The organism is Rhodococcus sp. 14-2483-1-1 (assembly GCF_002259335.1).
Taxonomy (GTDB): Bacteria; Actinomycetota; Actinomycetes; order Mycobacteriales; family Mycobacteriaceae; genus Rhodococcoides.
Map to the genome: position 1 here is coordinate 406,304 of NZ_NPFX01000022.1, position 11,790 is coordinate 418,093.

Annotated in this window: 10 protein-coding genes; all 10 read right to left on the reverse strand. The window is 65.0% G+C overall.

Features of this window, described 5'->3' with window-relative positions:
• Positions 1–50: 50 nt before the first annotated feature.
• Positions 51–2,384 (reverse strand): RelA/SpoT family protein, encoded by a 2,334-nt coding sequence (locus CH294_RS22770; protein WP_032403654.1) that lies wholly within the window; start codon positions 2,382–2,384, stop codon positions 51–53.
• Between the two features lie 218 nt (positions 2,385–2,602).
• Positions 2,603–3,142: an adenine phosphoribosyltransferase gene (locus CH294_RS22775; RefSeq protein WP_032403333.1), complete on the reverse strand. Its 540-nt coding sequence runs from the start codon at positions 3,140–3,142 to the stop codon at positions 2,603–2,605.
• The gene (locus tag CH294_RS22780) at positions 3,139–4,836 is read right to left on the reverse strand and encodes an ABC transporter substrate-binding protein (RefSeq protein WP_230592488.1); all 1,698 of its coding nucleotides are present in this window, start codon (positions 4,834–4,836) and stop codon (positions 3,139–3,141) included. Before CH294_RS22780 ends, CH294_RS22775 begins: the two co-directional genes overlap by 4 nt.
• Positions 4,837–4,868: 32 nt before the next feature.
• The gene (gene secF, locus CH294_RS22785) at positions 4,869–6,050 is read right to left on the reverse strand and encodes a protein translocase subunit SecF (RefSeq protein WP_032403331.1); all 1,182 of its coding nucleotides are present in this window, start codon (positions 6,048–6,050) and stop codon (positions 4,869–4,871) included.
• 1 nt (position 6,051) lies between these two features.
• Complete coding sequence (secD, locus tag CH294_RS22790; RefSeq protein WP_094739122.1) at positions 6,052–7,818, reverse strand: protein translocase subunit SecD; 1,767 nt, start codon at positions 7,816–7,818, stop codon at positions 6,052–6,054.
• Between the two features lie 163 nt (positions 7,819–7,981).
• The gene (gene yajC / locus CH294_RS22795) at positions 7,982–8,392 is read right to left on the reverse strand and encodes a preprotein translocase subunit YajC (protein ID WP_032403330.1); all 411 of its coding nucleotides are present in this window, start codon (positions 8,390–8,392) and stop codon (positions 7,982–7,984) included.
• A gap of 138 nt (positions 8,393–8,530) precedes the next feature.
• Positions 8,531–9,559 carry a Holliday junction branch migration DNA helicase RuvB gene (ruvB, locus tag CH294_RS22800; protein ID WP_057478785.1) on the reverse strand — a complete coding sequence of 343 codons (1,029 nt, stop codon included), beginning with the start codon at positions 9,557–9,559 and terminating at the stop codon, positions 8,531–8,533.
• Positions 9,560–9,613: 54 nt separating this feature from the next.
• Complete coding sequence (gene ruvA / locus CH294_RS22805) at positions 9,614–10,219, reverse strand: Holliday junction branch migration protein RuvA (protein ID WP_032377775.1); 606 nt, start codon at positions 10,217–10,219, stop codon at positions 9,614–9,616.
• Positions 10,216–10,833, reverse strand: coding sequence for a crossover junction endodeoxyribonuclease RuvC (gene ruvC / locus CH294_RS22810; RefSeq protein WP_032403327.1), 618 nt, complete (start codon positions 10,831–10,833; stop codon positions 10,216–10,218). Before ruvC ends, ruvA begins: the two co-directional genes overlap by 4 nt.
• 106 nt (positions 10,834–10,939) lie before the next feature.
• A complete protein-coding gene (locus CH294_RS22815; protein WP_094739123.1) occupies positions 10,940–11,698 on the reverse strand; it encodes a YebC/PmpR family DNA-binding transcriptional regulator in 759 nt (252 codons plus the stop codon).
• Between the last annotated feature and the right edge of the window lie 92 nt (positions 11,699–11,790).

The following is an 11,790-nucleotide window of genomic DNA, read 5'->3' on the forward strand; positions in this document are numbered from 1 at the left end:
GAGGGTGAGCAGAGAATCTCTGCTCACCCTCTCGTCGTTGTCGGGACCGCTCAGGCGGCCGATGTCAGCCGGTAGACGTCGTAGACGCCCTCGACATTGCGGACCACGTTCAGCACGTGACCAAGATGCTTGGGATCACCCATCTCGAACGTGAATTTGCTGATCGCAACCCTGTCTCCCGACGTGGCGACGGATGCCGAGAGGATGTTGACCTTCTCGTCGGCCAGCGCCTTGGTCACATCGGAAAGCAGTCGGTGGCGGTCGAGTGCCTCGATCTGGATGGCCACCAGGAACACCGAGGACGCCGACGGTGCCCACTGAACCTCGATGAACCGCTCGGACTGCTCCTCGAGTGAGCGAGCGTTGGTGCAGTCGGTGCGATGCACGCTGACCGAACCGCCGCGGGTGACGAATCCGAGGATCTCGTCTCCTGGCACGGGAGTACAGCACTTCGCGAGTTTCGCGACGACGCCGTCCGCACCGGTGACCAACACCCCGGCATCGCCGACCTGGCGAGGACGGGTAGGAATTGTCGACGGAGTCGACCGCTCGGCGAGTTCTTCCTCGACATCGCCGACACCGCCGAGATGAGCGACCAAACGCTGCACCACGTGGCGAGCGGACACGTGATTCTCGCCGACCGCGGTGTAGAGCGCCGAGACATCGACGTACCGCAGTTCGTGCGCGATGGCCGACATCGATTCGGCATTCATCAACCGCTGCAACGGTAGTCCGCCTCGGCGCACCTCCTTCGCGATGGCGTCCTTGCCGGCCTCGAGTGCTTCCTCGCGGCGCTCCTTGGCGAACCACTGACGAATCTTGGTCTTCGCTCGCGGCGATGCCACGAATCCCTGCCAGTCCCGGCTCGGTCCGGCGGTGGCGGCCTTGGAGGTGAACACCTCGACCACTTCACCGTTGTCCAGGGTGCGCTCGAGTGCGACAAGTCGACCATTGACGCGTGCGCCGATACAGCGATGGCCCACCTCGGTGTGTACCGCGTAGGCGAAGTCGACCGGACACGAACCGGCGGGCAAGGTGACGACGTCGCCCTTGGGCGTGAAGACGAAGATCTCCTTGACCGCGAGGTCGTACCGCAGCGACTCGAGAAACTCTCCGGGATCGGCCGCTTCACGTTGCCAGTCGAGCAGTTGGCGCATCCACGCCATGTCGTCGACCTCGGCGTTGTCCTGAGAGTGCTTGCCCTTGGTCTCCTTGTACCGCCAGTGCGCAGCAATTCCGAACTCTGCCGTCCGGTGCATGTCCCGCGTGCGGATCTGTACCTCGAGAGGCTTGCCCTCGGGTCCGATCACCGTGGTGTGCAAAGACTGGTAGACGCCGTAGCGCGGTTGAGCGATGTAGTCCTTGAAGCGGCCCGCCATCGGCTGCCACAGCGAGTGCACGACGCCCACGGCGGCGTAGCAGTCGCGGATCTCGTCGCACAGGATCCGTACACCCACGAGGTCATGGATGTCGTCGAAGTCGCGGCCCTTGACGATCATCTTCTGGTAGATCGACCAGTAGTGCTTCGGCCGCCCCTCGACCACGGCGCTGATTCTCGACGCCGCCAGTGTCGCGTTGATCTCGGCCCGCACCTTCTCGAGGTACGTGTCGCGTGATGGTGCTCTATCGGCAACGAGACGAACTATCTCGTCGTACTTCTTGGGGTGCAGGATGGCGAACGCCAGGTCCTCGAGCTCCCACTTGACCGTTGCCATTCCGAGCCGATGCGCAAGCGGCGCAATGACTTCCAGCGTTTCTTTCGCCTTGCGGGCCTGCTTCTCCGGCGGCAGGAAACGCATGGTGCGCATGTTGTGCAGTCGGTCTGCCACCTTGATGACGAGCACCCGCGGATCTCGCGCCATCGCGATGATCATCTTGCGGATGGTCTCGCCTTCGGCCGCGGTTCCGAGAACCACCTTGTCGAGTTTGGTCACCCCGTCGACCAGATGGGATACCTCCTCGCCGAATTCCTCGGTCAACTTGGCGAGCGAATACCCGGTGTCCTCGACCGTGTCGTGCAGCAACGCCGCTACCAGCGTCGTGGTGTCCATTCCCAGCTCGGCCAGGATGTTCGCCACGGCGAGCGGATGAGTGATGTAGGGATCGCCGGACTTACGCATCTGCGATGCATGCAACTCGTCCGCGACGTCGTAGGCACGCTGCAACAACGCGAGATCGGCCTTGGGGTAGAGCTCGCGGTGCAGGCTGACGAGAGGTTCGAGCACCGGCTTGACGGCGGCGCTGCGTCCGGCGGTGATGCGGCGCGCCAGACGGGCCCGCACCCGCCGCGACGCCGACGTCGGTACCGGTGCCGAATTGCGCGTACCGGACGGAGCCTGCGCGTCGTTCGGCACAGAATCGGGGGAAACAGAATCACGGGACATCGGGGACTCGACTGCGGGACCGGTGTCACCGGAGCCGGTCTCGCCCTCGGTCACGACGTCGACTCCGGCCTGATCGGAAACGTCAGGCCTTTCGGGGACGGCGGGCCCATCCGGCAAGGGCTGATCGATGTAACGGGTCACTCTCATCACCTCCTGCCACGCGCTCCACGCTGTCGCCGGACGCATCCGGAGAACGCATTATGTAGAGACTTTAGTCCTCATACTCGAACCAGGCAGGCGAGCGGGTAGTCACTGCACCTCTCACGCCCTCCCAGGGCCGTGATCTCGAGAACGACGGCGGCACCGACTATCACCGCACCCTGATCGGCCAACAACCGTGCGGTCGCGTCGACGGTACCGCCCGTCGCCAGTACATCGTCGATCACCAACACCCGCCGTCCAGCCAGCTCGATCGCCGTCGGGATCTGCAACTCGGCGGTCCCGTATTCGAGGTCGTAGGCCCGCGAATGCACCGGAGGTGGCAGCTTGCCCGCCTTGCGCACTGCCAGCACACCGCAGCCCAGCTCCAGGGCCACACCGGCACCCAGCAGAAAGCCACGCGCGTCGATTCCCGCAACCAGATCGACATCGTGGTGGCCCTGCGCCAACTCCGACACGACGCTGCGCAAGGCGCTGCCGTCTGCGAACACCGGAGTCAGATCGCCGAAACGCACTCCGGGAACGGGGAAGTCGTCGACCCACCGCGTCAGCCGAGCCACGGCAGCGACTGCGTCTGCCCGATCACCTGCGTCGTTCATCGAAGAAGAACCCACCGATCCATGTTCCATCCGGCACCAGCGGCCGTCGGGTTGGGCACCACATCCTGCATTCCGTCGCTGACGACGGTGGTGCGCGGCTCGTTGTACAGGGGAAGCGACGGCATGTCGTTCCACAGGATGTTCTCGCCCTCCGTGGCGAGAGCCAGCACTCGCTCGGGGTCATCGGTCACCGCCAGCTGATCGACGATGGAATCGATCCTGCCGTTGCTGTAGCCGCCGACGTTCAGTCCGATTCCCGTCCTGAGCGAATACCGTGCGACAGCTCCACCTGCCGACCCCGATGGCCCGGGCAGAGAACCACTGCTGCCCAGCACCGCGTCGACGGCACCGCCGCGCAGGGCGGACGGCGTGAACTCCGGCGAGCTCGCATCGACGACGGTGATGCCGGCAGCAGCGCAATCGGCAGCCATGCGGCCGACTTCCTGTGCGCGACGAGCATCCGGTCCCCGGTAGCCGACGCGAACGGTGAGGGCACTCTCGCCTGCCGCAGCAAGTTCCTTGCCCGCCTGATCCAGGTCCGAGCGCCGATACCGATCGCCGACGACGGTTGCGACCGCCGGATACTCGAGGGTGTCCAGTTGCACCAGTCGAGCATCGACGATTCCCGAGCCGAGCCCGGCCGCTGGAGCGTCCGATCCCGGATGCCCGAGCGTGTCGAACAGATCCGATCTCGGGATGCACGCGGCGACCGCTCGTCGCGCGCTCGCGTCGGCCAGTACCCCTTGTGTGGCGAAGGTCAGCTGTTCGAGGCCTCGTGACGGCTCCTCGCTGGTCGCGAATCCCTCGGTCGTGCCGAGATCGACGGCGCCCGCACCGTGGTCGAGCACGTCGAGCGAGCCGTCCGCCACCTTGGCAGCCACGTCGGTGCCCTTGGGCCAGACGACTACCTGCTCGGTTTCGGGCGGAATTCCCCACCAAGCCTCGTTCGCGACGAGAACAAGACCTCCGTCGGCGGTGTACGACTCGACGCGGTACGGCCCGGCCGAGGGCAGCAACGAGGTGTCGATCGCGCCCGGCGTCAGTGTCCACCCGGTATTCCAGAATTCGGCGATGCGGCCCACCACATCGTTGTCGCCGGCCAGGATGGGATCGACGACGTTCGGCACTCCTGCCGCCCGGGCCGCAACGTGCGCAGGCAACAGATCGGTGGCACCGAACAGGGCGCGCCAGTTCTGGTAACTGCGCCCTGGAGCGAACACGACCGTGGCCTCCTTGGCCCCGGGGACACAGTCGATGCGTTGGATGTCCGAGTACCCGGCCGACGACGCCGCGTCGAACATGGGACCGTCGGTGGCGAATCGGCCGCTGTTCGCAGCCCAGGCCAACACGAGGTCATCGCAGGCCATCGGTGCACCGTCGGAGTACTTCGCCGCTGGGGCAATGGAGTACTGCACGGTCAACGTGTCACCGGGAACCACTTCCGTGGTCCCGATATCGTTGTCCGACAACGCATCCCCCTCGGGACCGAGGTAGCTGAAGCCCACCTGAACCCGGGTGAACGCCTGCCGAGCTCCCGACGCCGCGCCGTCGACCGTTCTGGCGTTGTACGTGTCGACGACGTTGTCGAACGAGTAGCCGATCGAGGGAACCTTGTCCTCGGGCGACGAACACGCGGTGATGGACACCGCAGCGACACCGGCCGCCACCAGTGCCGCGCTCCACCTGCGTTTCACGTGCACTCTCCGTCCCAGTCGAGGGTGGATATCTACCGTCGCTTCTTGTTTCGCTTTCCGGTGGGCCGGTTACCCGGCTGCGGAGTGGACGCCTTGGTGGTGGACACTCCGACGGCCACCGGTTCGGGAGCGAGACCGGCCGCGCGGGCAGCGGCATCGGCCCGCTTGGAGTGGACCTTGCGTGTGTGGGCAGCAACCGGGCCCCACTTCTCCTTGAGCGTCACCAGCAGCGGAGTAGCGAAGAAGATGGACGAGTAGGCACCGACGATCATGCCGACGAGCTGCACCAGCGCCAGGTCCTTGAGTGTGCCGACCCCGAGCAGCCAGACGGCGACGATCATGAGCGCGATCACCGGCAGAACGCCGATGACGGTCGTGTTGATCGAGCGCATCAGGGTCTGGTTGACAGCGAGGTTGGCCTGCTCTGCGTACGTCTTGCGGTGCAGGTTCAAGATCCCGCGGGTGTTCTCCTCGACCTTGTCGAACACCACCACCGAGTCGTACAACGAGAAACCGAGGATCGTCAGCAGTCCGATGACCGTCGCAGGAGTCACCTCGAACCCGACGATCGAGTACACGCCTGCCGTGACGACGAGGTCGAATCCCAGAGCAGCCAGAGCGGCGAACGCCATATCCCGTTCGTATCGGACAGCGATGTAGATGCTGACGATGACCAGGAACACCGCGAGCGCGATCAACGCCTTCTGGGTGATCTGGCCACCCCAGGTCTCACTGACGTCGGACACACTGATCGCATTGGGAGTAGCGGTGCCGCTGTTGTCCTGCGGCTCGAAAGCCTGGAACAACGCCTGACGCAAGCTGTCCACTTCACCGGGGTCGAGAGCCTCGGAGCGAATCTGCACCGTTGCTGCCGCGCCCGAGCCGACCGTCTGCACCGACACCGGGGGCATACCCAGCGAGTCGTTGTACACGGTTTCGACCTGCTCGGTGGAGATGTTGTCGGCGGCCGGCAGGGCAATCCGAGTCCCGCCCTCGAAATCGATGCCCAGCGTGAATCCGCGCACGAGGAAGCTCAGCAGGCACACCAACACGATGACAGCGGTGAGGATGTAGTAGAAGCGGCGACGACCGACGATGTCGAAGGCACCGGTTCCGGTGTAGAGCCTGGACAGCCAGCTGTGCTTGGGCTGGGTGGACTGATCGACACTCGAGTCGTCGAGGGGCGATGGGGTCGACGTGGTCGTATCCGACATGTCATGCCTCCTTCGACGGCGTGGTGCCGGTCTTGACGGCGAGCGCCTTGTTGGCAGCACGCTTGCGTTCGAGCGCGATCTGCTGGACGGCACCGAGACCGTTGACGGACGGCTTGGACCAGAATTTCGACTTCGACGCCAGGTACACCAGTGGCCAGGTCACCAGCACCACGACGATGATGTCGAGGATCGTCGTCAGACCGAGGGTGAAGGCGAAGCCGCGGACCTGCCCCACAGCGAGTACGTACAGCACCGCGGCCGCGATGAAGCTGACCGCGTTGCCGGACAGGATGGTTTTGCGTGCGCGTGCCCAACCGCGTGGTACCGCCGACCGGAAACTGCGACCCTCACGAATTTCGTCCTTGATGCGCTCGAAGAACACCACGAAGGAGTCCGCGGTCATACCGATGCCGATGATGAGTCCGGCAATTCCTGCGAGGTCCAGGGTGAAGCTGATCCACCTGCCCAACAGAACGATGATTCCGTAGACGACGAGACCCGCCAACGCCAACGACAGCGCCGTGAGCAGACCCAGGGCGCGGTAATAGAGCAGGCAGTAGACCAGCACGAGCGCCAGTCCGATGGCTCCGGCGATGAGGCCGGCTTCCAGCGAAGCCAATCCCAGTGTGGCCGAGACAGTTTCGGCTTCGGAGGATACGAAGGACAGCGGTAGAGAGCCGTACTTGAGGGTGTTGGCCAGCTCCGAGGCACTCTGGGCGTTGAAGTTTCCAGTGATCGAGGTGGCGCTGCCCGCCGGGGTGGCACCCTGAATCACCGGCGCACTGATCACCTTCGAGTCGAGCACGAATGCGGCCTGCTTCTGCAGGTTGGCGGCGGTGAACTGAGCCCACGTGTTGGAACCGTCCGAGTCGAACGTCAGGCTCACCTGGAACTGGGCCTGTTGGCTGTCGAATCCGGAGGTTGCGTCGGCGATCTGCTGCCCGTCGATGATCGTCGGGCCGAGCAGGTAGACGGCCGTCCCGTCGGTCGAGCACGCAACGAGGGGAAGAGCCGGATCGTCGTTGCCAGCGAGGGGGTCGGCCGCGTTGCAGTCGAGGGACTGCATCGCCAACTGCTGAATCTGCTGATCCTCGCTCTGCCGCAGCGTCTTGGCGTCGGCGATCTCCTGGGCAGCACGATCGGCGTCCGACAGCGACGCATCCGCGGCGGGATCGTCGGTAGCGGGTGCATCGGTCGCGGGTGCATCGGTCGCGGGTGCATCGGTCGCGGGAGCGGGCGTCGGATCCACCGCAGACGGATCCTGCGCCGGGAAGACCCGACTCTGAGGAGCGGCCGGTGCGGCGGGATCTGCAGCAGGAGCGGCCGGATCGACCGGCGCGGCGGGGTCGGCCGGCGTTTGCTGCGACCCTGCACCCTCGCCCGCCGACGGGGCAACCGATCCCACCACGGGTCGGATGAACAGTCGTGCGGTCTGGCCCAGAGTGCGCGCCTGAGAACTGTCGTCACCGGGCACCGTGATGACGAGGTTGTCTCCGTCGACGACCACCTCGGAGCCCGTGACACCGAGACCGTTGACGCGAGTCTCGATGATCTGCTGCGCCTGCTTCAGGCTGTCCTGCGTCGGCGCATTGCCGTCGGGGGTTCGCGCGGTGAGTGTCACGCGCGTGCCGCCCTGCAGGTCGATTCCCAGCTTCGGCGAGGGGTCTTTGTCTCCGGTGAAGAAGACCAGGGCATACACCGCTGCTATCAGCACCGCAAAAACGGCGAGATAGCGGGCGGGACGCACCGGTCCGCTGGTAGGTGCCACGGTGAGTGTTTCTCCTCTAAGGCGATGGAAAGTGTCGGTTCCTGCGGGGACTGTCGGCCCGATATGTCAGCGGCGAGCGCTGCGATTGTGCACCACATCGGTCACCGCAGACGAAACCGCTGCCGGATCGAAGTCTCCGACAGCGGTTCGGATCAACGGCTGCTCACTCTTTTTCGAGCCGCTTCGCCGTCTGTTCCACGGTCTCGTCGGGCCCGCTGACGTCGGTCTTGTGCAACGACGGCCCTGCGCTGGTGCTCGAGTCGAGGGCCGCGATGTCGGCGTCGGTGGTGGTCTCGAACTCGGTGTCGTCGAATTCGGAGCCGTCGGGCAGCACCTCGCGTACTACGGCGCGAGACCAGGTGGTGATGACGCCGTCCGCGATCTCGAGGTCGATCGTGTCGTCCTCGACCAGAACCACGCGGGCGTACAGGCCTGCCGTGGTGACGACCTCGTCACCGACCTTGAGCGAGTCCTGCATCTCCGTGGTTTTGGCCAGCACCTTCTTCTGTCGACGCGCATTGAGAAACAGCGGTACCAGAAGGGCCACGATCAGCAGCGGAAACAGCAAATCCATCGGAAGGTCAGTCCTCGAAGTTCGGGTCGAAAATCGTCATTGTCTCGTGCGAGAACGCCGTGGGTGTGGGCCTCGCAGCTACCCAGTGTGCCATCACCGGGAACCGATCCGGTCCGTTCGTCTCGTGTTCTGCCCGATTCAGTCGAATAATCCCTGCGCAGCCTCCGAGGATCGGACCGAAATTCCCCCTACCGCGAGGTCCGGCGGCGGGGTCAGACCGAGATGTTGCCACGCGGTGGCAGTGGCAACGCGTCCTCGTGGTGTGCGGGCGATCATGCCTGCGCGCACCAGGAAGGGTTCGCACACTTCCTCGACCGTCGAGGGTTCCTCCCCGACGGCGACCGCCAGCGTCGATACGCCGACCGGTCCCCCTCCGAAGCTCCGGATGAGTGCACTGAGGACGGCACGGTCGAGTCGGTCGAGGCCGAGCTTGTCGACGTCGTACACCACCAGAGCCGCTTTGGCCGTCTCCCGGGTGACGGTGCCATCGCCCCGCACATCCGCGTAGTCGCGCACTCGCCGGAGCAATCGGTTCGCGATACGTGGAGTGCCACGCGAACGGCCGGCGATCTCGGCGCAGCCGTCTCGGTCGATCGGCACCCCGAGTATTCCGGCCGACCGCATGAGGATGCGCTCGAGCTCGCTCGGCTCGTAGAAATCCATGTGCGCCACGAATCCGAATCGGTCACGCAGCGGCCCGGTGAGAGCACCCGACCTGGTGGTCGCACCGACAAGCGTGAACGGAGCCACCTCGAGCGGTATCGACGTCGCACCCGGCCCCTTACCGACGATGACGTCGACGCGGAAGTCCTCCATCGCCAGATACAGCATCTCCTCGGCCGGACGGGCGATGCGATGGATCTCGTCGATGAACAGCACGTCTCCCTCGACCAGGTTGCTGAGCATCGCTGCCAGGTCACCAGCGCGCTCGAGCGCCGGCCCGGACGTGAGCCGCAGCGAGGTTCCCAACTCGGCGGCGATGATCATCGCCATACTGGTCTTGCCGAGCCCCGGAGGCCCGGACATCAGGATGTGATCGGGAGTGCCGCCGCGCATCTTGGCACCGGACAGTACGAGCTGAAGCTGCTCACGTACCCGAGGCTGACCGATGAAATCGGTGAGGTTCTTCGGACGCAGGCTCGTCTCGACATCCAGGTCGTCGGACATGGCGTCCGCGCCCACCTGTGATTCGGCGACCTGGTCGTCCTCGTCCACGCCGGCCTACCTGGACTTTCCGAGGTACGCCAGGGCCGACCTCAGCGCAATCGACGTCGTGGCCTCCGGCTGCTGGGCGAGTACCGCGTCGGTGGACTCCTCGGCCTGCTTCGCCGGGAATCCGAGCCCGATCAGCGCCTCGACTATCTGGTCACGCACCGAATTTCCGGCACCGGATCCCGGCAGAACCGAATTACCAGCGCGGCCGACCACTGCGTCCACCTTGTCGCGCAACTCGACGACCATTCTCTCCGCGCCACGTTTGCCGATTCCGGGAACCCTCGTCAGTGCTCCGATGTCACTGTCCGCCAACGCCGTTCGCAGCGCGTCCGGTTCGTGCACGGCCAGCGTGGCCATTGCGATCCGCGGTCCGACGCCGGACACGGTGAGAAGCAACTCGAACAGCTCGCGTGACTCCTTGTCCGGAAACCCGTACAGCGTCTGCGAGTCCTCGCGCACGATCATGGTTGTCAGGAGCGTCGATTCGCTCCCGCGGTGCAGCGTGGCCAGCGTCGCCGGAGTGGCGCTGATGCGGTAGCCGACGCCGGCAGCCTCGAGCACGGCGTGATCGAGCGCAATGTCGATCACCGAGCCTCTGATCGATGCGATCATCGTGCGCCCGCCTCTTTCTTGGCCATCTTCTCGATCCTGCGTGCAACGACAGCGCGAGCCTTACGCTCCTCGGCCAGGCGCGCGTCGTACTTGCGCTTCTGTTCTGCCGCCATGGCTTCCGCTTTCGCCATCCGAGCGATCATCGGAGCTCTCCAGCAATGACAGATGCCCAGCGCAAGTGCGTCGGCGGCATCCGCCGGGGTCGGGGCAGTCTGCAGACCGAGAATGCGCATGACCATCGCAGTGACCTGGGCCTTGTCGGCCGAACCGTTGCCGGTGACCGCGGCCTTGACTTCACTGGGGGTATGGAAGCAGACATCGACGCCCCGCCGGGCCGCCGCCAGCGCGATCACTCCGCCGGCTTGCGCGGTTCCCATGGCGGTGCGGACGTTGTGCTGCGCGAACACCCGCTCGATGGCCACCACCGAGGGCTTGTGGGTATCGAGCCAATATTCTGCTGCCTCGGAGATGCGCAGCAACCGCTGCGCAAGATCCATGTCCGCGGGCGTGCGCACCACATCCACGTCGAGAGCAACCACCGATCGACCCACACCACCCTCGATCAAACTGAGCCCACACCTGGTGAGACCGGGGTCGACACCCATCACCCGCACGCCACCACACCTTCCGCTTACGAACTGTTGTTCGATAGCGTAGCGGAGCGCACCGACGGATCAGGGATACGACACCCGGCCTGTTGGCTCGATCGAGTCGAGGCGGTCAGTCCTCTTCGTCGAGCTGGGCCATGACCTCGTCGGACAGATCCACGTTGGACCAGACGTTCTGCACGTCGTCGCTGTCTTCCAGCGCGTCGATGAGCTTGAAGACCTTGCGCGCGCCGTCCGCATCCACCGGAACGTTGACCGAGGCCTGAAAGCTCGCCTCGGCCGAGTCGTAGTCGAATCCGGCCTCCTGCAGCGCGGTGCGCACTGCGATCAGGTCCGTCGGCTCGCTGACGATCTCGAACGTGTCGCCGTTGTCGTTGACTTCCTCGGCACCGGCTTCGAGAACGGCCATCAGGACGTCGTCCTCACTCTGACCGTTCTTCTCGAGAGTCACCACGCCCTTGCGCGAGAACAGGTACGAGACCGAACCCGGGTCTGCCATGTTTCCGCCGTTGCGCGTCATTGCCACGCGTACCTCGCCTGCGGCGCGGTTGCGGTTGTCGGTGAGGCACTCGATCAGAATCGCCACACCGTTGGGGCCGTAGCCCTCGTACATGATGGTTTGCCAGTCGGCTCCACCGGTCTCTTCGCCTGCGCCTCGCTTACGGGCCCGCTCGATGTTGTCGATCGGAACCGAGGTCTTCTTCGCCTTCTGGATGGCATCGAAGAGAGTCGGGTTGCCCGTGGGGTCACCGCCACCCGTGCGGGCCGCCACCTCGATGTTCTTGATGAGTTTGGCGAAAGACTTGCCGCGTCGGGCGTCGATCACCGCCTTCTTGTGCTTGGTGGTGGCCCATTTTGAGTGGCCGCTCATGCGATAGAGCCCCTTCCTGCTCGAAATCAGTGTTGTCGACTTTACTCGCCCGCTACCGCGCTCGGGACCGACCTGCTCCGGCGGGTTCGAAA